Origin of the sequence: Vibrio sp. Sgm 5 (genome assembly GCF_026241575.1) — a bacterium.
In the GTDB taxonomy this organism is placed as follows: domain Bacteria; phylum Pseudomonadota; class Gammaproteobacteria; order Enterobacterales; family Vibrionaceae; genus Vibrio; species Vibrio jasicida.
On the sequence record NZ_JAPHPY010000008.1, the window covers coordinates 93,105 to 115,675 of the forward strand.

Annotated in this window: 16 protein-coding genes; 11 read left to right on the forward strand and 5 right to left on the reverse strand. The window is 44.9% G+C overall.

The features are described 5' to 3' along the window. Positions 1–3: 3 nt before the first annotated feature. The 8 genes from OQJ86_RS06835 (at position 4) to OQJ86_RS06870 (ending at position 9,828) form a co-directional block, all read left to right on the forward strand. Entirely contained in the window at positions 4–1,176 is a 1,173-nt protein-coding gene (locus tag OQJ86_RS06835) for a glycosyltransferase family 4 protein (protein ID WP_265987278.1), read from the forward strand. Beyond that, on the forward strand, positions 1,169–2,599 hold the full coding sequence (locus tag OQJ86_RS06840) for a lipopolysaccharide biosynthesis protein (protein WP_265987279.1): 1,431 nt from the start codon (positions 1,169–1,171) through the stop codon (positions 2,597–2,599). The genes OQJ86_RS06835 and OQJ86_RS06840 overlap by 8 nt, the downstream gene beginning before the upstream one ends. After that, positions 2,596–3,963, forward strand: coding sequence for an O-antigen ligase family protein (locus OQJ86_RS06845; protein ID WP_265987280.1), 1,368 nt, complete (start codon positions 2,596–2,598; stop codon positions 3,961–3,963). The genes OQJ86_RS06840 and OQJ86_RS06845 overlap by 4 nt, the downstream gene beginning before the upstream one ends. A 113-nt stretch (positions 3,964–4,076) precedes the next feature. After that, on the forward strand, positions 4,077–5,207 hold the full coding sequence (locus OQJ86_RS06850) for a glycosyltransferase (protein WP_265987281.1): 1,131 nt from the start codon (positions 4,077–4,079) through the stop codon (positions 5,205–5,207). Continuing rightward, positions 5,204–6,631, forward strand: a complete 1,428-nt coding sequence (locus tag OQJ86_RS06855) for a GumC family protein (protein WP_265987282.1) — start codon at positions 5,204–5,206, stop codon at positions 6,629–6,631. Before OQJ86_RS06850 ends, OQJ86_RS06855 begins: the two co-directional genes overlap by 4 nt. Before the next feature lie 240 nt (positions 6,632–6,871). After that, positions 6,872–7,993, forward strand: coding sequence for a glycosyltransferase (locus OQJ86_RS06860; protein ID WP_265987283.1), 1,122 nt, complete (start codon positions 6,872–6,874; stop codon positions 7,991–7,993). Continuing rightward, complete coding sequence (locus OQJ86_RS06865; protein WP_265987284.1) at positions 7,986–9,179, forward strand: glycosyltransferase family 2 protein; 1,194 nt, start codon at positions 7,986–7,988, stop codon at positions 9,177–9,179. Before OQJ86_RS06860 ends, OQJ86_RS06865 begins: the two co-directional genes overlap by 8 nt. A 10-nt stretch (positions 9,180–9,189) precedes the next feature. Then, a complete protein-coding gene (locus OQJ86_RS06870) occupies positions 9,190–9,828 on the forward strand; it encodes a sugar transferase (protein ID WP_038872769.1) in 639 nt (212 codons plus the stop codon). Between the two features lie 19 nt (positions 9,829–9,847). Here OQJ86_RS06870 and OQJ86_RS06875 read toward each other — a convergent pair whose 3' ends face one another. After that, complete coding sequence (locus OQJ86_RS06875) at positions 9,848–10,237, reverse strand: ATP-binding protein (protein WP_038872641.1); 390 nt, start codon at positions 10,235–10,237, stop codon at positions 9,848–9,850. 312 nt (positions 10,238–10,549) lie between these two features. Here OQJ86_RS06875 and OQJ86_RS06880 point away from each other — a divergent pair, with 312 nt between their 5' ends. Continuing rightward, complete coding sequence (locus OQJ86_RS06880) at positions 10,550–14,950, forward strand: SslE/AcfD family lipoprotein zinc metalloprotease (protein ID WP_265987285.1); 4,401 nt, start codon at positions 10,550–10,552, stop codon at positions 14,948–14,950. Between the two features lie 89 nt (positions 14,951–15,039). Here OQJ86_RS06880 and OQJ86_RS06885 read toward each other — a convergent pair whose 3' ends face one another. From OQJ86_RS06885 to OQJ86_RS06895, 3 genes are read right to left on the reverse strand one after another with little or no spacing between them, the layout of a single operon-like run. Next, positions 15,040–15,702: a DNA alkylation repair protein gene (locus OQJ86_RS06885; protein WP_265987286.1), complete on the reverse strand. Its 663-nt coding sequence runs from the start codon at positions 15,700–15,702 to the stop codon at positions 15,040–15,042. Continuing rightward, complete coding sequence (locus OQJ86_RS06890; protein ID WP_265987287.1) at positions 15,690–16,442, reverse strand: class I SAM-dependent methyltransferase; 753 nt, start codon at positions 16,440–16,442, stop codon at positions 15,690–15,692. The genes OQJ86_RS06885 and OQJ86_RS06890 overlap by 13 nt, the downstream gene beginning before the upstream one ends. 1 nt (position 16,443) lies before the next feature. After that, complete coding sequence (locus tag OQJ86_RS06895; protein ID WP_265987288.1) at positions 16,444–16,665, reverse strand: DUF6434 domain-containing protein; 222 nt, start codon at positions 16,663–16,665, stop codon at positions 16,444–16,446. 256 nt (positions 16,666–16,921) lie between these two features. Between OQJ86_RS06895 and OQJ86_RS06900 the strand changes: the two genes are divergently transcribed. Further along, positions 16,922–17,347: a hypothetical protein gene (locus OQJ86_RS06900; RefSeq protein ID WP_265987289.1), complete on the forward strand. Its 426-nt coding sequence runs from the start codon at positions 16,922–16,924 to the stop codon at positions 17,345–17,347. Between the two features lie 63 nt (positions 17,348–17,410). Here OQJ86_RS06900 and OQJ86_RS06905 read toward each other — a convergent pair whose 3' ends face one another. Further along, positions 17,411–18,946 carry a diguanylate cyclase domain-containing protein gene (locus OQJ86_RS06905; protein WP_265987290.1) on the reverse strand — a complete coding sequence of 512 codons (1,536 nt, stop codon included), beginning with the start codon at positions 18,944–18,946 and terminating at the stop codon, positions 17,411–17,413. Positions 18,947–19,402: 456 nt separating this feature from the next. On the opposite strand from OQJ86_RS06905, the gene OQJ86_RS06910 reads away from it, so the two are divergent. Beyond that, positions 19,403–22,564: a response regulator gene (locus OQJ86_RS06910; RefSeq protein WP_265987291.1), complete on the forward strand. Its 3,162-nt coding sequence runs from the start codon at positions 19,403–19,405 to the stop codon at positions 22,562–22,564. The last annotated feature ends 7 nt before the right edge of the window (positions 22,565–22,571 follow it).

Below are 22,571 nucleotides of genomic sequence, written 5' to 3' on the forward strand. Positions count from 1 at the left end.
GTCATGAAATACGTACTAATGTTGGACACTATCCCGTTGCAAAGCGGTTCAAAAACAGCAAATGCTGAACTCTTAAAACAGTGCGATCAGCGAGATGTAGTCGGTTATGTCGCAACGACTCACCCAGAGCACTGGAATCGGTTGCTGAAAGATGACGAACGTATTCAAGTCGTTAAAGTTCGTCGCTCGCCGATTATTTCTCAGCATGGCCTGGCTTATTGGTTAATGAATGGGTTTTACCTTTTCCAATTGTTGTTCATCTTGTGCAGATTACCCAAAATTGATTGGCTACTCGGCCTTTCTAATCCCAACAACGATATGCCTTTGTATCTATTGCGCTTATTGAATCGCAAACCAATCGTTCAAATCATCAGCCAATCGGTAGGTAAATCACGATCTGCAGGTTATTGCGCCACAAAAGCAACCAGTATCTATTACTTGGCAAGTTGTCGCGAGTCCATAATCCACGCATTGCAAGCGTATCTCAACCAACCTATTGCTGCAGTTAAACGTTACTGGGCAGACCTAAATACCTCATCATTCGTTAACGGTCTCTCTTCAGAGCGTTGGCCAAAGCAAGCGAATCCGATGTCCTCTCGCGTGTTTTGGGCAGCGACTCTCCTAAAACGCAAAAACGTCGACTTGCTCTTAGACGCCATCCAATTGGAAAACGGCACAAACTTCAATGCAACCGTGTGTTATATCCAACCCAACCTAATTGATGATGAATGCTTAACCCCTGATTTAACTGCAAAAGGCGTCGATTGGTACGAGTCACCAGCAAACCTTGATGACCTAAGAGCACAATGTGGTGTGTTTGTTGCAACAGCAGAGAATGAGCCGTTTGGTCTTGCAATTTTGGAATCATTAGCCGCAGGAATGTGTGTGGTAATTCCACATGATGACAGTTACTGGGATCGAATTCTTACTGACGGAAAAAATTGCATCAAATACACACCCAACGACGCGGCCTCGCTGCACAACGCGATTCGCTTACTCAATGAGTCTCCATGGTTGAAGGTAACGATGGGAATCGAAGCACTCAATGTCGCTCAACTTTATACGGCTGAACGTTGTTACTTCCCAATCACTCAGCATTTGTGCTCAGGCCCAGAACAACAAAATGAATCCAGCGCGAAAAAGCGCAACAACGTCAAAGGATATGACCATGTCTAGAGCAATGACCAACATGTCACTCTTTGCCATTGCACTGGTGATCAACAAGAGCATTAGCTTAATCATGCTACCAATACTTCCGCAATATTTGACACCGGAACAAATCGGTAAAATGGAAATCATCGCGTCTGTTGGTATTGTGATTGCTTTAATCATTAGCCTAGCGTTGCATGAAGCCCTAAATCGCTTCGCTGGCGTGGAAGACGACCCGCAAAAAAGGAAGTCACTGCTAGACCAAATTTACTCTCTTTCATTGCTTATCTCTGTTCCTATCGCTTTGGTCTTGGCTACGATCATCATTATTATGCCCGTACCAGAACCTTTTACTAAGACAGAATGGATGGTTGCCTTAGTTGCCATTGCTTTCGAGGGAACGATTGCGATAGGGACAGCGTGGCTAAGACTACAAGACGACAAGGCGAAAACCTTGTTGTATGTGATGGTGACGACCACGGCACTTCAAGCGGCGTTCATTATCATCGCGCTTCAATTTAGCCAAACGGTGCTGTCCGTTTTACTTGGTGGGCTACTCGCTGCTGCGGCACAATTAATTTGGTTACACTTCATCAATCGCTATCAGTTGGTTCTTCCGAGTTTTATCTCGACAAAACAATTCTTTAAATACTGCTATCCCATTATGTGCTCGGGCTTAATCATGTTTTGTTTAAATGGTGCAGAACGTTGGTTTATTGGGGCAAATGCATCGTTAGCAACGCTAGGGGTGTACACAATCGCATTTAAATTCGCAATTGGTATGTGTTTTTTGGCACAACCTTTTGCCATGTGGTGGTCACCAAGACGATTCTCGATTTTAGAGAAAAAGGGCGCCAACGAAGCGACGCGAATCACCCACCTAGGTATGATTTATCTGACATTTCTAGTCGTAGTCGTAGGCTCATTAGCCGTAATCATCATCAACAATTTCTTGCCTGTGGCGTATCGAGAAGCGTCACTTTATGTTCTGTTTCTTTTACCAATAGCCTTACTTAAAGAATGGAGCGACTTACTATGTATTAGCATCCTATACAAAAGGAAGACCCACTGGTTAATGGGCATTAATGCAATACCGGCCGCAATTGGTCTTGCGATGTTGTTCAGCTTATCAGCACTAGGGATCTTCGGTGTGTTTATCGCTCTTTATTATGCTCAGCTTTGTCGACTGGCGTTGACCTTTAGCATTGGTCAACAATGCATGAAGCTCCCTTTCCACCTGAGCTTAATGGTAATACTACATATCCTTGCTGGCGCGTCGTTATTCTTGATTCATTCAGCCGGTTCTGCCCCACTTATCATGCTCGTATGTTTCACAAGTTGCGTGCTCATCGCGACCATAGCGTTTCGTTACTTTGATGCGCAAACCAAAAGTAACGTGCACCACTTTTGGCTCAAGTGGCGCGGCCAAATGAAGAGAACACCGCTATGATCAGCGCTGAATTGAGAATGAAGCAGTCCATCATCGCGATCGCGCTCACGACGTGTATCGCGCTATTATGGTTAGTGATGCCAAATCCAATTCTGATTCTCGTACTTTGTTTTGCGCCATTGGCTATCTTGTTTGTTCTCAACCAAACCTTCTGGTTCGTGACTCTGTTTGTGATTTTTTCTTTCTTTCGGATTCACGAAACCTTTCCGGTGATTTACAACTTCAAAATTCCTTTGCTGCTTTCGCTTGGGGCTCTTATGGCCTTGTCATTTCATTTATTGATTAGCCGTCAAATTATTGCGTTTTGGCACCCTTGCTTGAAATGGTTATCCATTTTTTGGGTTCTGGTGACATTAGGCGTAGCATTCGCTTCAAACCGCTCTGTTGCGATTGATGAATTCAACAGTGTTTATTGGAAGATCATCGTAATGACGCTAGCGATAACTTGGCTCATCACCACACCAAAACAAGTTGCTCAAATGTCGAAAGCCATCATGCTAGCAGGACTATTGGTTGGCTTAACCGCCCTGTCTAACGCGAGTAATGGTATAGGATTGGTCGAAGGCTCACGCGTGACCATCAGCCGCGACTTAGGTTCGGTACTTGGTGATCCAAATGATTTATCTTTAGTACTGATGTTCCCACTTGCATTTACTGTTAGCCAATTGCTAGAGAAAAGAGCCAGCTTTGTTCTTCGCTTGTTTGCATTGATCACCTGTGTCGTGTTGTTCTTCGCGATATTAGAAACACAAAGCCGAGGAGGCCTACTTGGCGCGCTTTCTGTCTTTGCGTACTTCGCGTTTAAACACATCAAAAGCAAAGCGTTAGTTATCTCTCTTGGGTTGGTTGGGGCGCTCGTTCTTTATGCCGTTGCAGGGATTTCTGGCCGCTCGTCTGGCGGTGCCGGGGAAGAAGGGATAGACGAGTCCGCAATGGGACGGATTTATGCTTGGGAAGCCGCAATAAAAATGGCGATAGAAAACCCATTAACGGGCATCGGGATAGACAACTTCTACAATAACTACTTCTTCTACAGTTCTCATTGGGATGGACTCAATCACGCCGTACACAGCACGTGGTTTGGCGTGTTAGCTGAAACTGGATTTGTTGGTTTATTCGTGTTTATCGCGCTGATTGTGTCTTTGATTCGAACTTCTCGTGAGACCATCCAGATGCTCACCCCTACTAGTGACCATACGTTGTCTATTGGAGCAAACGCCGTCTTGGGGGGGCTTATCGGTACGATTGTTTCCGGTACTTTTTTAACTCAAGGGTTTACTTGGCCAATATACATCCTAGCCGCGCTGACTATTGTGATACATCGTATCGTTCAATCTGATTGTCAAAATGCGAAAGCGTCATAGCCCTTTCTCTCGTTAAGTTCAACCATCTGTTTTTATTAAGTTATTTCCTTGGCACGCAATGTGATAAGTCTACTTATTAGAACAATCATAAAGTTGGCTCAAAGGAGAAAATGATGACGGACATCGTAGTGTTTGGCGAAGACTTTGGCGGATTGCCTTCTTCCACTCAACATATCATTAAACATCTGACAGACAATCACCGCATCCTGTGGGTTAATTCCATCGGTTTAAGGCAGCCGAGGTTGGTGACAAAAGACGTAAAGCGCATCGTTAACAAACTCACACGCTCTTTTGATGCACATACACAGAACAATACAACGTTCAATCAAGACTGCCACACGAGCGCCTGCATTCAAACGGCTAACCTACTCACCATCCCTGCACCGCGGACTCAATGGGCAAGGAAGGCGGCTTCGAGCATGATGCAACATCAACTTAAGCGAAAGCTAAAAGAGCTTGGCTTTGAAAAGCCGGTACTCTGGACGTCTCTGCCGACTGCCGTTGATGTGTGTAAGAGTATGGATAACTCTGGCATCGTTTATTATTGTGGCGACGATTTTGGTGCACTCGCCGGCGTCGATCATCAAACGGTCTTGGAACACGAAGAGGATTTGATTGATTGCTGCGACCTCATTTTGGCCGCGAGTGAAAAACTGGCGGCTGAATTCCCACAAGACAAAACTGTCACCCTCCCTCACGGCGTGGATTTCACCTTATTCTCAACTCCCGCAGTCAAAGCTAAAGACTTGCCAGATAATGGCAGAAAAATACTCGGTTTTTACGGCAGTTTATCCGAATGGTTAGACTATGCATTGATTGAACAAGTGGCGGTTCAAGCACCCGATTGGGATCTCGTTTTTATTGGGCCAAACGAACTGCCCCACAACCCGCTCCCACAACGAACTAATGTCCACTACCTTGGACCTAGAGCACATCAACAGTTGCCAAGCTACTCACAGCACTGGGATGCGAGTTGGTTACCTTTCGTCGACAATGCTCAGATTAAAGCGTGTAATCCACTCAAGCTTTTGGAGTATTTAGCAACCGGCACACCTGTTATCAGCACCACTTTCCCAGCGCTCATGCCTTACAAACAGATGTTGCATGTTGCAGCGGATGCCGAGGATGTATGCGCCAGCTTAAATCATTTACTGCCTCCTCCAATTGGTTCTATGGCTTTGATCGAAAAACAAAGCTGGGCATCGAGAGCCTTTCAAGTTGAACAACTCATGAGGTCACTATGAGCGATTTAAGAGAAAACCTATCTGTATTGCTTCACGGGGCCTGGCGTCGACGTTACCTGATCGTGGTCCCTATGCTAGTGCTGCCCGTCCTTGGTTTTATTGTTAGCAAGCTTTTGCCTACAAGTTACGTTGCGCACACCAGCATGCTGGTACAGGAAACCGCCAAAATGAATCCGTTTCTTGAAGATCTGGCCGTTTCTACTCAACTGAAAGACCGTATCAACGCGTTGAGTACATTATTAAAGAGCCGACACGTGCTCTTCTCCGTCGCTCAAGAACAAGGGTTGATAAACGATGAGATGGATCTAAAAGAACAAGAGTTCATTATTAAAGATCTCGCCAGTCGACTCTCCGTCAAACAGTTGGGTAAAGACTTCATTCAAATCGAACTTACCAACAAGACACCAGATGGCATGGAAGCGATGCTCACGTCGGTCAGTAATCATTTTGTCGAACAATTGCTTGCACCAGAGCGCTCCTCTATTAAAGATTCCAGTCATTTCCTGACGATTCATATCGATAAGAGGCGCACAGAGCTTGATGCAGCAGAACAAGCATTTGCTGAGTACAAAAATACTTACGCCCACGCAACACCCGAGATGCAGGCGCAAAGTTTGTCTCGACTCGCCAGTCTCAAGCAATCCTTGGCAGAGAAGGAAGCAGAGCTAGCCGGGGTAAAACGCAGCTTGGGTAGTTTGGACCAACAACTTTCTAAAACAAACCCAGTTATCGGCAAGATTGAAGAACAGATCATAGAAATACGAAGTGAGTTGACGCTGCTTCGTGCTAAATACACCGAAGCACACAGTCTGGTCCAAGGTAAAGTCCGAGAACTCAATCGACTTGAGCAAGAACGTACGGTACTGATTAATTCTAAACAACCGGAAATGAACAGTAATCAGCTTTGGGATATTGCCAGTACGGCAACGGTCAGCAACCTCGGCGACGCACAACCCTTGCTTGTCTCTCAACTCCATCAACTGCAAATCATGCGAGGTCGATACGAGTCGCTAGAAGAAGAAACCGATAGTCTCTACAACATGATTCAAGATCTGGAAAACAACGCCAACCGTTTTGGTAGTACCGCGACTGAGATAAACAGGCTTGCACGAGACGTCGCAGTCAAACGCGAATTATACGATGATCTGGTTGAGCGTTATGAGATGGCTCAATTGACGGGTTCTCTCGGTGTGTTCGAAGAAAACAAACGGGTAAAAATCATTGATGAACCCTACACGCCAACCCTCCCTTCTAATCTACCCAGTATTGTTTTCGTCCTTCTGGGGCTCATTGGCGGTACGGGATTAGGAATTGGCATCGCAACTCTTATCGAGCTGGCTGACAACTCTATCCGTTCACGTAAGGCTTTAGAAAATCACTTAGGCGTCGCTGTCATCACTTCGATTCCAAAGGTAACATTTTAGGTCTTCATTGAGGGCCACTCAGCGCAATCAAAGCACTCGAACTTCGGGTGCTTTTCCTTATTTATCAATTTCTTGCTTGTTTGAAAATTCACAACGAATATGAATTTCAATTTGAGAATAATTTTGTATCATTTTAAGCACTCCACCAAAGTCTACCCTAACCATATGTTTTAACTGAATTTAATGATTGGCATGCACTGTGCAGTATTACTGATAACAACTGACGTCGAGGGCTGAGGAATGGAAAACGTTAAGACCCGAGAAAGTAATAGTAAGAGCAAAGGTAAAGTGATCGTTCATGTCGTTCAGCATCTCGCACCTGGAGGCTTAGAAACCTTGGTTCTTGAGATGCTTCGCTTTGCCAAAGCAAAAGACTCCGTTTTTGTCATTAGTCTAGAGGGAAACCGGTACACCGCGCTAAACGATTGGGAAAAGTTGGCAGACTATCAAGACCAACTCCACTTTCTCAACAAACAATCTGGTTTGGATCTTGTCACACTCAAAGCGTTGAAGAAGACATTAAAACAACTGCATGCCGATGTGGTACATACCCATCATATCGGGCCTCTTCTCTACGGAGGCATCGCCGCTCGGCTTCACGGAGTGAAGGCCTTAATCCATACCGAGCACGATGCTTGGCATCTTAACAACAGAAAAGCCGCACGATTGCAAACCGCCCTGCTCAAATTGCTTCGTCCTCAGGTTGTCGCAGACGCCGATTTTGTCGCAGAACAAATCATCAATAACTTGGGTTATGAACGAGTAAAAACGATCCACAACGGCATCGATTGCGAAAAATTCAAAGACGGCAATAGGCTGTTAGCTAAACAAACATTCTCGCTACCAACCGACAAGTTTATCATTGGAACCGCTGGCCGCTTAGAGGCCGTCAAAGGACAAGAAATCCTAATCAAAGCATTTTCGCAATTACCAGAAAGCACACACCTCGCGCTTGCTGGTTGTGGCAGCCAGCGAGATTTGCTTGAGGCACAAGTAAGGACTCTCGGCCTAGAAGAAAGAGTGACGTTTCTCGGGTTAGTCAATGACATGCCAAGCTTTTATCAAAGCCTCGATGTGTTTTGCTTGCCATCATTACAAGAAGGTTTTCCACTTTCGACACTGGAAGCACAAGCATGCGGCGTACCTTGTATCGCCAGCAATGTCGGTGCGGTAAAGGAAACATTATGTCCTCACACGAGTGCATTGGTAGAACCAAACCGAGTCCCAATGCTCACGGAAGCGTTAACAAACTACTTATCACGACAATCTCGTTCACCACGAAAACACATTCTTAAGCACTTTGATATTCGCGATATGGTTAATCGCTATGCTGTTTTATCTGGGGAGACTTCTTATGAGTGATTTACTTTGGACAGCGGGTTTCGTTTTATCTGCGCTACTGATTATTTACCACCACGTTGGCTACCCCCTTGTTCTCAACTGGTTATCAGCTCATCGCAGAACAAGTAAAGTTTCCTCGAAACGAGGCGAAGGTAACTATAAAGCGTCAAAAAGCGACGGTACTTTACCCTCCATTACGGTGATCGTTCCCGCTTATAACGAAGAACAGTGGATAGCAGAGAAAATTCGCAACCTTGCTAGTTTAGATTATCCGAGAAATAAGCTTACCGTGGTAATTGCTTGTGACGGGTGCTCTGACAATACCGCTGATATTGCGCAAGACACCATTCAAGAAGCCATTTGTGCCGATACCTTGTTCATCATCCACGATCATCGAATCAACCGAGGTAAAGTGGCACTTCTCAACGCAGAAATGGAAAACGTCATTTCGGACATTACCGCTTTGAGTGACGTTTCCGCGCTGGTGTCGTGTGACTCTCTACTACTTGCTAGCCAGCACTACCAAAATGAAAACGTCGGCGTCGTTAATGCAACCTATCAAATCATGGCGACACAAAATCAAGGCGAAGCAGCCTACTGGCAATATCAATCGAACGTGAAGTACAAAGAGTCATTGATCGGCTCAACCATTGGTTCTCACGGGGCATTCTATACCTTCAGAACCAAACTGTTTTCGCCATTAGAGCCTGAGATCATCAATGACGACTTCATTTTGCCCATGCGCATTGTGCTTCAAGGTTATGACTCCGTTTATGAACCAAAAATGTTAGCCATCGAACTGGAAGAAAGCCCAGACAGTTCGGACTTCCAACGTCGCCTGCGTATTTCTGCCGGGAATATGCAGCAATTCTTAAAGCTAAAAAAGCTGCTGCTTCCCCGTTATCGTGGCACCGCATTTGCATTTCTATCGGGAAAGGTACTGCGTCTCGCGACGCCTTATCTGATGATCTTATGCTTGGTGAGCTCATTGCTGCTTGATCACTATCCAGCATTTCAGATTCTAATGTTTGGGCAGTTAGCGGTATATCTCGTCGCGCTGATCACTTACTTTGTTCCGGTTTTCAATATATTCAAACCGTTCAAATTAATCAGTTACATGGTCGTAGGACATATCGCCAACTTTGCAGGTGGATTGCGTTACCTACTAGGAATGGAAAATGGGCGTTGGAAACGCATTAATCAATAAGGAAGTCATCATGAAGACATCACGCTACGATTCAAACATTCACCTAGCTAAGCGAGCTTTCGATGTTCTCATTTCGCTATTGATCTTAATCGTGACTGCGCCAATCATGCCTTTGATTGCTTTGGCGATTGTCATCGATTCGCGTGGCCCTATTATTTATCGTCAACTTCGTGTTGGACGCTGCACGCCAGAAAAAATGGATTTATTCGAAATCATGAAGTTTCGCACCATGTATGTCGACGCAGAGCAACGCTCCGGCGCAGTTTGGGCATCGGCAAATGATCCACGTATTACGCCCGTTGGCCGTTTTTTACGCAAGACACGATTGGATGAACTACCACAATTGTTCAACGTTTTGAAAGGTGAGATGTCACTGATTGGCCCACGCCCTGAACGCCCTGCTTTCTATCAAAAACTGGAAGACGAAATCCCATTTTTTGTCGAACGAACATACGGTGTTTTACCAGGCATCACTGGATTAGCACAAGTAAATCAAGGTTACGATTCTTGCATCGAGGACGTTCGTCGCAAGGTAGGTTTTGACCACAGTTATGCTCTGAGCTTGAGTTCTTTCTATTCTTGGATTTCGATGGACATTACCATTATGAGCAAAACCTTAGTCGTCATGATCGACGGTCGAGGTCAATGAGCCCACAAAGGTAGAAGCGTTACTCTTGCCACTGGCGACGCATGTTTTCAATCGTCGCTGGTGGTACATTATGAACACTTGAGTACTCACCGCGACAGACCTGAACTTCCACTTCAATCCCCTTCTTTTCACAATACTTTACATAGCGTTTCATTTCCCAGCGACGCACAAACGTGTTACTCACAATCACTGTCTTACCTTTACTTAGCCACTTGCGCGTTTGTTGAAAGCACCATTCATGCGCTTCTGCCAGCTTCGTACCGTCAAAAACATACTCGCCATTTTCATTCTCAAAATACATGTCAGCTTCAAAATGCTTTGCTTTGAGCTGTTTGGACAATTGCTTGGCCAGCGTTGTCTTGCCAGAGCCCGGTAAGCCACGAACAAGAAGGAGTTTTGCATTAGACATAATGGAAGGATTTTAGTGAAAAACCAGCAAACTTTACGCTATTTTTGAGGAAATGAAAGGGAAAGCAGCCACTAGGATCGTTCGTCGTCGTAACCTTGCTCTCATAAGAGTAAATAATTGAGCTCAAGCATTAATTTTTGTTCCCTCCGGTCGCATTTAAATCTAGAATGCGCGCGCATTTATTGAGCTCAAAAAATCACTAAGACTTAACGACTTACTTAGTATCAACCAAAAACTTTGAGCTTTTAAATAAAGTCACTCTCAACCAATACTCCATCCATTATTCGATGGCATTCCATAAGGGTTTAGTCTTTGAAAAGAAGTCTTCTTTCAATCCTTGTCGCTTCGCTGCTGTTTGGCTGCGGAGGCGATGAAAACAAACACTCAACAAGTACAACACCTCCAACGGTCGAACCAGATTTACCGCCTGATCAACCAGATATTGGCGTGACTACCTACCAAGGTAAGCTGTTCATTAACGGTAAACAGATCACTGGCGATATTCAGTGTGATGGGCAAGACATCAGTGAGTCTGGCTACTTCACCTACGCTGCTTCAGAAGGCCAGTTTGATTGTCAATTTGGTGGTGTGACTTTAGGTGAGTTCAGTTACCAGATCCCTGAGCAAACTCGTATGGGTTCACAGCCAGCTGAATTAACGCAAGCCTATGACCTAAAAGAGGTACTCGGCCAACACGCAAACAACGCCACTAAGCTGTTAAACAAGATCGACACGTGCCCTACTCAGGACGCACAAGTGTGTTTGGATGAAATCAACAGCTATGACATCCAAGACTTGTACGAGAGCGACGATCAAGCGGCGATTGATGCGTTTCTCAATCCAAGTGTCGCAAACGAAGGTGAGCAACCAAGCGCGCACATTGACCCAGAACTTCAACCAGAAGTCACTCCGGGCGCAAGCAACAACTTAACGGGGTCGTTTGTGTCTGCCAATGCAGAGGCGACTTACGAATACAAACCAAGTGCAGCCAACAAACCGTTGACCAAAAGCCGTTTGGCCGACTCGCAAGGAAATGCGCTTGCTGGCATCGAGTTCTTTAGCCAATCCGCACGCGGAATCACGGATGCCAACGGTGAATTTGAATACCTTTGGGGTGAGGACCTGATCTTTGGTATCGACACCTATACTCTAGGCCAAGTGAAAGGCAATAAGGTCAATTACCAACTTGCGGATTTAAGCGACAACCCATTGGTGAAACAGAACCTTGATGCGTTCGTTCATCGCTATGGCGTGTCTTCTGGAAATCATATTGAGATCAGCGATACCGTTCGTCAGGTGTTTGCACAATACCCGAACGTTATTAATGAGCTGATCAATCTGAGCCTACCTAACGGTGCAAAAATTGAAGGCACGAACTTCACAACACCCAATGAGTTCGAAGCGCAATTCAGCCAAGGTTTAACACAAATCATTGATGGGCAACTAAAGCAAACGCCTCAATGGTCAGGCTTTACTGCGCCTATGCTGCGTACGATTCGTGCTTCTGGTAGTAATTATGTCACGCAGTCTCTGCATCAGATTTATGCTGGTGTGGATAGCGTGCACATCTTCCATGATAACCATGGTTGGGGCGGCTCTGGTTACACACGAGCAATGCGTAACTTCAACCTAACCAATGAAGCCTTCCCTGTTCTTATGCCACGTAACGACAACAGCTACTGGCTCCCGTTTGGTGAAGAAGCGGCATGGACTCGAGGTTCGGGCAAAGATCAAAAAGCCTATATTGTGGATGCCACAACCATTGATGAAAACTCAACGGTCGTGATGCAGCGCCCAGAAGTGATTTCCAAACAAACCGCGACTTTTAATCTACCAACCATGACGGCAGGTATGATTGGTTCGGGTAAAGTGGTGTTCTTGGGTAACGCGATGTACACCTCTATCTTCTCTTGTTCAAGCAACTACTGGGCTGGCGCCGATCTGGGCATCGACAGCGAAGCGCAGCAATGTCGTTATAGCACGCCTCACAACCAAGAAGCGCAAGATGCGGATACTCGTACCGATCATGGCAGCATGCAAATCATGTTCAGCAACTTGATTGATTGGTTAGTGCCGAATGCAACGCAAGAATCTGTCGCGATTGCAACCAACATCAACAAAGGTCACGCATTCCGTTGGGATCGCAAAGAAGGTCAAATCTACGATTTCTTTGTCAATCCAAGCTATAAATTGGGTGAAATGGACGTATTAAGCAGCGGCCAGTTTGATTCACTAGATCCAACCTCTACACCACTGCTTTTGCTTCAGTCTTACGAAATCAAAACCGATGGCTACGCGACAAAATCCGTCGTGTCTGACATCAACCAACCTAAGTTGGACGCAGATGACGTTACAGCGCTGATCGAATACGTAAACAACGGCGGTAGCATCATCTTCTTTGATGCTTTAGAAGAAAGTAACCCAGAGCCAATTGCTCGTTTAGCGGATGCGGCAGGCGTTTCTGTTGGCGGTGCGAACGTTGCCAAGACATTCCAATCTCTGTGTACGGACAGCTATTGGTGTCACAGCACATCTGGCCCAAACGTACCTAACCTGCATACCGTCGCAGAGCACGATCTTGTGGTTTATGAACGTTATGCAGACACCACTAAGATTGAGATCAATGACAACGGTACAGTGACGTGGCCGGGCAATATCGACATGCCTACCCTTGAAATACCGCTATACAAAGTCTCCATTGATGGACAACAGCATCAACGTTATGCATTTCACATGGTGAAATCGGAACAAGAGAAACAAGCAGCAATCGCAGAACTTCAACGCGAGTTTCCTGGCGTTCCGGTTTGTAAAGACAATTACCAATACGAAGTAAACTGTATTGAAGTGCGCGAAGGCCATGGCATTCCAAGCCGTGGTAACCACCATCGTCCAGACTTTACTCGTTACGAAATAAGCCCTGAAGTCGTTGATAGCATGGTTAAAGCGGCGAACTTAGGTGCCAATATTGATCGTCTACTTTCTCACGAGCTTTACTACCGCAGTAAAGGAGAGATTGGTGAACGCTTGTCGCAGGCTGAGCTAACTTCAACCTACGATAACCTATCCGTTTGGCTATGGAATGACGAGCAGTACGAATTCAATCCAAACGTACAAGATGAGCTTGGCTTCGAACGTGCGGTCGAAATGCTGAACTGCTACACGAGCAACGCACATCAAGGCGGTAATGTTTGTGGTCAAGAGACGCGAGAGCAACTTGCTAAATGGTCAATGATTACCGAATCAGGCGAGCTGAATCCGTCTTACCCTCTGAACTGGATGGAAAAGCCATTAACACGCATGATGTTAGGTCGCTCTTACTGGGATTTAGAGATCAGTGTTGATACGACAGGCTACCCGGGGCGTCCTGCTCAATCAGGCAGTGCAGCGAGCGTTGCGATTCATACCGACAACAAAACCGTGATTGGTACGGCAGGCAGCATGCAATCGACTGGCTTATGGGCGCCACAACTTGAAGAAGTCACCATCTCTGGTGGTGTAAAAGCGTCTATCAATGTTGCTTTGGTTGATGACCTGACGGGCCGAGCAAACCACGAACTGAGCTTGAAACGCCCGCCACGCGTGCAAAAGACTTTCCAATATGATGGTTCTTCTTTGAGCTTCAAAGTACCTTACGGTGGTTTGATTTACATTCAACCGTTAGAAGTGGATTCTCGTGACGTTGTGACGTTTAACTTCACTGGTGTGCTACGTGCGTCTTGGTGGAAAGACGGTGCTTGGCTAAACCCAATCAACACTGACGTGCCATTGGCAGAAATCGATTCAGGTCATTTCGTCTACACGACGCCAGTGAAAAACGTACTGGACACAGACGTACCTAAGTTTGCCGATGAACTGAACGCATTCGCGAATCATGCGAGTGATTTTTACGGACGTGATCAAGTCACGGCAGAAGGAAAACACCGTCGATTTACTTATGATGCCCTGCTCGCCAACCGACATCGCTTCGTGAATGATGTGCAAATCTCGATTGGTGCGGCGCACTCAGGCTACCCAGTTCAAAGCAACAGCTACTGGCCAACATGGACTGTCGCGCCATCAAACCCAACCAATGACTGGTTGCTATGGCATGAAGTCGGACACAACCTTGCTGCAGCGCCGTTTATGATGGCAGGCTCTACTGAGGTCACCAACAACATTCTTGCGCTTTACATGCAAGAGCAGCGTGAATCAAAGCCATACATGGACCGTATAGCGAGTGATTTATCCAAGTCACCTTTATGGCTCGATCGCTTCGAAGGCCATGCTTGGAGTGAAGCGGATGTCGGCATGCGTTTAGCGATGTTCGGCCAGTTAAAGCTTTGGGCAGAAGACCATTTCAACATCGATGATTGGTATGCGAATCAAGCAGAAAAGCCGAGCATCTTTGGTGAAGACCAAGGCTGGAACTTCTTCAAACTCGCACACCGTAAAGCACGTGGTGACAGTATTGGCGACCAAGGCATTAACTACTGTTCTGCACAAAGCAGCCAGTTAAGCCAAGGCGATCTCATGATGGCATGTACCTCATACCTGACCGGATATGATCTGACAGATTACTTCCGTATGTGGAACCCATCAGAAACCAAAGCTAACCTGCCAAATGGCACTGTTGATTATTCTGATGGTTTAACGCCTGCAGGTTTCAACACGGTTGCGTCGATGGATTTACCGAAACCAGACAAATCACCTTCTGAGTATTTGTCTGTTAAGTAATCCGTAAGACGATAAAAGCCGACAGAATTCGATTCTGTCGGCTTTTTTGTATCACTCAACTTGCTTTGACGAAGTGCCGAAGAGGAAAGCTACAAGGCCATCAACTCTCGCTTAGTTTGCTTATCCAGCTTTTCTATCGCATATCGAAACGCCGTTCTCGGCATCTTGCTATGCTGACGTTTCAAGTAGTCCACCACTCGCTCTGGTTCTTTTTGGGCCAACACTTTGAGCATCCAGCCATAACCCTTTTGCACTAAATAATGATCATCTTCGAGCAACAAATCCGCTATGTGAAAAGGCTCAGTCCCTTTATACAGGCCTTTATTGATCGGATAGATAAGCGTCACTGCGGCTGCACGCCTCACGGCAAAGTTATCACTCTTAACCCACTCCAATGTGCGAATAAACAGGCTGTTGTCTTGAGCAATAAGCGCACCGAGTGCATGGGTGCAAAAATCATCACAATCATTCCAATCGGTAATGTATTGATAAAGCCAAGATTCAAAACGAGCGAAGGTTTCGTTATCGTAATGGGGTTTCATTCGAAAAGCCCAATCAAAGGCAATCAAACTCAACGCCCAATCTATCTCTGCTAACAATACTTCACAATGCTCAAATACAACGCTTGGCGCTTTGTTTTCAAGAGTTCGAAAACCACTTGCCGAAATTGAACGAACGAGGCTTGTTCGAACTCGTTTTTCTGGATAATCAATATCGCTTAATTGCTGTGTTAACGTTGTTACAATACACATATATCTTTAATTCTCGTTGAACTTTCGAGCCAAGGCCTTCCATCAAATAAGCCAGAACCCACTTGTTCGGCTTCCAGCATAAGACCGTCGACCTCTTCGCTGGGTAAGACCAGTCTTAGTTGGGCCTCATTTTCTGTCCATTGCTGATAGATAGAGTGCCAAAATTCAGAAACGCCCTCTCGCTCAATGACTTCAACAAGTTCGAAGCTATTACGCTCAAGGACTGAACACCATGCTCGACCAAGCTTGTTTGATTTTGGCGATGTCGCTAGAGGTTCTCTCGTAGTAAAAAGTAGGTCGCCAGATGGGTTTAACAAACGGTGTATATCTGCAAGCGTCTGATCTTCGTCTTTAGTAAATGGTAAGGCATCCACGCTGACCGCAAGATCGAAGCGCCCGACGATTTGGTTTAATTGTTCAAACTCACCAACCACAAACTCAATATCTGGGTTATTTCTAGCATGTTGTTTGGCGAACTCAATCGCAAACTCTGAACGGTCGATGCCAAGCACATGGCAATTTAACGCCTGGTTAAGCCATCGACTAAACCCACCAGCACCGCAACCTAAATCGATGGCCGTTTTAGGTTGTTTAGGGCTCAACAAACTTTGAACTTGTTGAAGAAATTTACGAGTACAACTGCTGTAGGGGCTGAATTCTGACGGGTAGCTGTCTCCTGCGCCTTTTTCCCAAAGATGGTTCAAGTAAGCGTTTGGGAGTCGGTATTGGTAACTGTCCACATCACACCGACTTCTGAGCTTGGCGTTGCAACCACTCTTGAGCAGCGTCGCCCATCGTCAGCCCTTCTGACGTTTGCATCCACAGCATAAAGTCACGGTCAAACTTGAACCCTTCACCACACTTGTCTTTAAAGTAACGACGTACATTCTGTGTATTCTTGTAACTCGAAGTTATTAACGTGTTGTCTTCAATTGTATTTTTATGCCAATCCACTTTGCTCATGAAGCGATATCCTTCTTACTAAATAGCCAAAACCGTGCTTATTCAAAAGATGACATTATTTCCAATCTGCATCTAGAAACTTTTGCTCAAGCGACTCGTTTTGCAATCTGGCCCAAATTTTTAGTATTGGGTTTTGCAGCCCTCTTCGAACAGAAAATGAAAACGCGTCACGATTATTTACATATGTATTTGTAAGTCGCAGCGTTTTTGGTCGGTCTTGACATAAGAACCTTCACGACACAAAAAAGGAATGGAAATGAAAGACGTAGAAACAACCACACTCGAGAGTAAATTGGCTCTAGGATTATTGATACTCAGGTTAACAATAGCCCTCGTATTTATTATGTGGGCGTTGGATAAAGTGTTTGTCCCTGAACACGCAATGAAAGTGTTCTCCGGATTTTACGGACTGAGTATTTCTAGTGGTTTCTCTGTTGCTATGGGGCTCGCTCAGTTGGTCTTTTTAGCCGTATTTGTAGCAGGTCTTTGGAAAAACGTTACTTACCTTGCGGTTCTGATATTACATGCAGGATCAACGTTTTCTGCATTTGCTAAGTATTTAGACCCATTTAGTAATCTGTTGTTCTTTGCTGCATGGCCCATGCTTGGAGCCTGTTTCGTGCTCTATTTATTGCGCGACCATGATCTATACATCTTAAATAAAAATCCAAAAGCCGCGTGATTTTAAATAAAAAAACAAATCAAAAAGGGAGGCATCAAGCCTCCCTGTATCCTGCGGTTACTTCTAAGAGAAAATTGGAATCTCTACCATAGATGGATGATAAAACGTAAAACGTCCTTTTCCTAATTGCTTGCTACGATAAACCGCCATATCTGAACAGTGCAACAAGGTCTCGATATCTCTACTCACTCGGTCGGTGAGCACGACACCGATTGACGCTGACAAATCAATATTAAGATCCAAGCGTTCGACCGTTGTTTGTAGTTTATTCAAGAATTGTTCTAGCTTTCTCTCTAGATCTCTTCTGTTTTCATATTCCTGTGTGAGAACCACAAACTCATCACCACCAAAACGTCCGATAATGTCACGTTTATGGTTGAACGTTTCTCTCAATACAGCCACAAACAAAGCGATCACCTTGTCACCCGCTAAATGGCCATAACTATCGTTAATGTGCTTTAGATCGTCCATATCAAAGAAGATGCAAGCTTTCTGGTTATTATTTAATGCAAGTGACTTTTCAGCCCCACGCAAAAAATATTCACGTGTTAATAAGCCACTACGAGAACAAAAAACACCATTACGACTAGCTTGTAATACCAACTCAAAATGCTCTTTCAGCTCCATAGAACTGTCATTGAGAACCACTTGGCTCTCTTCTAAGAATCGGTCTAGAGGCTGCGTTAATCCAACGACTTGTTTACCCATCAATCGTGTTATCACAAGATAAATCGCGATGATAAGCAAGACGTTAACACCAAACATCGTTGTCCCTTCACCGAGTAAGCTGCTGAACTTGGCTTTTGAAAGTAAAATCCAAGGCGTGTCCTCAATCTTGCGGAACTCAATGTATGACAAATCGAATGGCGAAGAATAAGTGAAGAAACCACCGGAAGAAGAATTCGATAAAGCGTGTAAGTTGGCTTCCCGATCAAAGAGTTTTTCATAACCATAATTGAACAGATTGACACCAACATATTGTGCATCTCTGGAATGACTAATGACATTCAGCTCATCATCCAATAAGACACTATAAATATCATCTTCGTTGTCCGTTTTTAACGCATGTTGAATCTCACTAAAGTGAATCGATGCTGAAATGGTCCCCTGCAAATCCCCTAACAGATCAAACATTGGACGGCATAGGACATACACAATGTTGCCATTACTGATGTCTGTAAGTACATCGGTCATGACGGTCTTTTGGGTTCGGATTACTTGATGAAAATAGTCTCGATGTGCGATGGAATGGACTTTGTTATTGTGTGTGCTGACCATGTTCCCAACGCCATCACTGAACCCGATCCCTGCCAATTCAAACGCTTCTTTATAAGACACAGCGCGAGAGGCTCGCTCTTTCAGCGACAATTCTGATTCGGTGAAGTGCTCATCATTGCTCATAGCCCGCAACAAATCACGATACCCACCAACAATGGTTCCTAGGTTTACTTCAGCCGATTTTACGTGATAGCGAGCAAGACTCTTTGCTTCATCGACTTGTTGGTAGGCCCAATAGGTAAAGTTGGTAAATAAAGCGATAAAGACAATTGGGACGGTGTAGCGGAGCGTTACGCTTTGAAGACTTCGAGATACATTCATGACTTAATTGTTGTTGTGACATTGTCGTATTTTAAAATACGTATTCTAATCGATGGGTGACACGTCTTATTTGTGCCCTTTCGCTGTAATCAGAGTACAAATTGCATAAAATGCAAGCGCTGACGTTTGGCATTCTCATTAGCAAGAAAGCAAACAAATTATACCTACCCCTGTATATCGAAACAGCAACTTTCTCCCGAGTTACGACAAAACATTTTCCATGTACAACAAATGGTTTTTATCGATACATTTCATTACTTTAAATAAACGATATAAATCTAATAGGAAGGGAGTTATTGATATTTTTGACATCATACCCTCTTAACAAACTGCACCTTTGTCGCAAGAGTCACACTTTTTGGATAGTATTAGTATGAATTTTTCTACACCATTTCTAACAAATGAGATACATAAACTACACTTTTCATATCAATCTCTTGGATATGGACGTGCACTGTGGCTGGATCGCTTTCATGGAATAACCTCTCCGTAAAACACAAGCTGTTTTGCTTAGTTTTCTTACCCATCGTTTTGTTGCTCTTTCTGGCGGGGCAGCAAGTCGTTAGGTTGTCGACTCAGGCTCAAGATCTTGAAAGAGCACATTTGTTCTCTGACTACATGGATCAGGTTTCGTATCTTTACAACCTGCCTAGCAATCCAGACGTAACCGATAAAGCGGTGATGATCAAAGGTACAACTGAGAAACTCAATGCCACCGCCACTCTCATTTTTGCCGATAAAGGCGTTGAAATGGCGGACTTGTTGTCAAGCCTAGAAGAAGCAAGTTTGTCTCTCGCGACCAGTACAGACATGGATGAGCGTCTAGACTTAGCTGAATGGCGCGCCGACACTTACAAACAGATTCTTTTGGCTTTAGAAAAAGTCCCTTTTAACAATGCCACGGTTGAAATCCAAAACCATCTGTCTGCTTTAATGCAAATTGAGTGGCTAATGTTCTGGTCGAAAGAAGAAAACCGCTTAAGCCAGTACCTAATTTATTCCGTTGAACAAAACCAGTACTACGACACAGACATCGGTAGCGAGATTGAATCCTTAGTCAAAAATCAGCAACTGTTTTTAGAGCGCTTTGTAACCCTTAATGCTAATCAACAGCAAGTTGAGTTGTTAATCGAAACCTTCACAAATGAAGTGTTCGTTCTTAGCCAAGAATTCCGTGCTTATCTGTTCAGTGAACAAGAGTTGAGTACCCTACCACCCCAAGAAGTCGCGGCGGGTTTGACTGCTCTAAACGGCCGTCTCGAACTGCTACAAAATGTCGATAATAAAATGACTGACCAACTTAATGCTGACGTTGATCATGCCATCTCCATTGCCAACCAACAGCGACTCATGTTCATCGGCGTGATGTCGTTAATCACCATTTTGGTCATCAGCCTCGCAATACGTTTAGTACGTAAAGTGACAGGCAACCTAAACCTTGTTCTCGAGTTTTTACGCCGCGACAGCTACAGCGAAGAGTCGCCGCTCGCAGAATTGGTCAAAGGCAAAGACGAGTTGAGCAAATTCGCTCAGGAAGTAGAGCGCCTGAGTTACGAACGCGAACAAGCAAAAGTGAAATTAACCCAAGCAAAAGAAGATGCTGAACGTGCGAAAGACGACGCGATTAAAGCCAGCAAAGCAAAAAGCAGCTTTTTGGCCAACATGTCGCATGAAATTCGCACACCACTTAATGGGGTAATTGGTATATCAGAAGTGTTGTCTGATACCTCCCTCACTGCCACGCAACGCGACTATGTGGATACTATCGAGACTTCATCGCAACTACTGTTGAGCTTGATTAACGACATTCTAGACTTCTCAAAAATTGAATCGGGCATGTTGCTTATCAGTCCACATTCAACCTGTGTGCGTGAATCTATCTACGACATAGCTTCTATTGTTTCTCCAAAAGCCAAAGAAAAAGGCATCGACCTTAAGGTAAACATTAGCCGTAATACTCCATTCCGCTTGATGATTGATGATCACCGTTTACGCCAAGTGATCATGAACTTTATGTCCAATGCGGTGAAGTTTACCGAAAGTGGCACTGTGTGCTTGTCGGTATCAACCCATTCCGTATTGGGCTCTAGCGCGGTAATGGAGTTTTCAGTGCAAGATTCCGGCATCGGCATTGATGAACAACAGCAGAAAAAGATATTCGAACCCTTCGCACAAGAAGACGACTCTACAACGCGCCAATTTGGAGGTACTGGGCTCGGCTTAGCGATCAGCACGCAACTGGTAGAGCTTATGGGTGGAAAGATCCAACTGGAATCAGAGAAAGGCCAAGGGAGTCGCTTCTTCTTCCAACTGACTTCTTCCGTAGTCCAACTAGATTTTGACTCAAAACATACCGCTCATAACAGTCAGATTTGGCTGGTTTGTGACGACCCGAATATGGAAAGTACCCTACGTGATGAGCTCAATTTCTATCGCATCGCGATGCATCAATCCGTAACGTCATTAGATGAGCTACCGACATGGATCAACGACAAAGAACAGGTGGTTATGATCTATGCCGAGACTCGTCCTAATGCAGTCAAAGCCAATGAAGACACCTTCCACAGACTGGAAACACAGAATGTTCGTCTGTGTTTAGTGAAGCATTTACACAGCGGTCAATTTGACTTCGGTCAGAGCGTGAGTGCCATCATTACTCAACCGCTGCTTGGTCAACGTTTAGTGAAAGCACTTGAAAGCTGCGAAGCAAAATTCACCCAAAAAGCACAACTAGCCGTAACCAGTGTCGCGAATACCAGAGCTAAAATATTGGTGGTTGATGACAATACAGTAAACCAAAAAATTGCTGGATTGCACGTGACCAAAGCGGGCTTCCCTTTCGATTTAGCTGCAAATGGTGTCGAAGCCGTTGAAATGTTCAAAAAGAGCCAATACGCATTGATCTTAATGGACTGCATGATGCCTGTCATGGATGGCTTTGAAGCGACAGAGGAAATTCGTCAGATCGAGCAAGATGAAAACCGCAGCTACCGCATCCCTATTATCGCCTTAACCGCGAGTGTGGTGGATGACGATATTCAGAAGTGTTTTGATGTTGGTATGGACGACTACGTCCCGAAACCATTCAAAGCGAATGTGTTGAAAGAGAAACTGGCAAAAGCTGCTAACGTACCAGTTGTTGAAGCTACGATTGACAACATCAGTCCAGCCCCAATTAGTCATGTCGATAACCTTCAAACAACGGCTCTAAAAGAAGAGCCTTCAATCACGATCCTACCAAGTCGCTCTGAGCGTATTCTGTTAGTTGAAGATAATACCGTAAACCAAAAAGTAGCGTCATTGTTGTTAAGTAAAGCTGGTTATGAGTTTGAGATTGCAGAAAATGGTCAAATTGCCGTGGATATGTTCCAACAAGATAATGGCTTTGACATCATTTTAATGGACTGCATGATGCCGGTGATGGATGGCTTCCAAGCGACCAAAGAAATCCGAGCATATGAAAGAAACTCTGGTCTACCGAAAACACCGATCATTGCATTAACCGCCAGTGTTGTGGATGACGATATTCAACGTTGCTATGACTCAGGTATGGATGCCTATGTACCGAAACCGGTGCGGAAAGAGAAACTTCTTCATCAAATTGAAAGCGTGATTTAACGAAAAG

Bases quoted from the DNA above. Each gene is read 5' to 3' on its own strand.
- OQJ86_RS06835 (WP_265987278.1), top strand. From the start codon at position 4: ATGAAATACGTACTAATGTTGGACACTATCCCGTTGCAAAGCGGTTCA.
- OQJ86_RS06840 (WP_265987279.1), top strand. From the start codon at position 1,169: ATGTCTAGAGCAATGACCAACATGTCACTCTTTGCCATTGCACTGGTG.
- OQJ86_RS06845 (WP_265987280.1), top strand. From the start codon at position 2,596: ATGATCAGCGCTGAATTGAGAATGAAGCAGTCCATCATCGCGATCGCG.
- OQJ86_RS06850 (WP_265987281.1), top strand. From the start codon at position 4,077: ATGACGGACATCGTAGTGTTTGGCGAAGACTTTGGCGGATTGCCTTCT.
- OQJ86_RS06855 (WP_265987282.1), top strand. From the start codon at position 5,204: ATGAGCGATTTAAGAGAAAACCTATCTGTATTGCTTCACGGGGCCTGG.
- OQJ86_RS06860 (WP_265987283.1), top strand. From the start codon at position 6,872: ATGGAAAACGTTAAGACCCGAGAAAGTAATAGTAAGAGCAAAGGTAAA.
- OQJ86_RS06865 (WP_265987284.1), top strand. From the start codon at position 7,986: ATGAGTGATTTACTTTGGACAGCGGGTTTCGTTTTATCTGCGCTACTG.
- OQJ86_RS06870 (WP_038872769.1), top strand. From the start codon at position 9,190: ATGAAGACATCACGCTACGATTCAAACATTCACCTAGCTAAGCGAGCT.
- OQJ86_RS06875 (WP_038872641.1), bottom strand. From the start codon at position 10,237: ATGTCTAATGCAAAACTCCTTCTTGTTCGTGGCTTACCGGGCTCTGGC.
- OQJ86_RS06885 (WP_265987286.1), bottom strand. From the start codon at position 15,702: ATGTGTATTGTAACAACGTTAACACAGCAATTAAGCGATATTGATTAT.
- OQJ86_RS06895 (WP_265987288.1), bottom strand. From the start codon at position 16,665: ATGAGCAAAGTGGATTGGCATAAAAATACAATTGAAGACAACACGTTA.
- OQJ86_RS06900 (WP_265987289.1), top strand. From the start codon at position 16,922: ATGAAAGACGTAGAAACAACCACACTCGAGAGTAAATTGGCTCTAGGA.
- OQJ86_RS06905 (WP_265987290.1), bottom strand. From the start codon at position 18,946: ATGAATGTATCTCGAAGTCTTCAAAGCGTAACGCTCCGCTACACCGTC.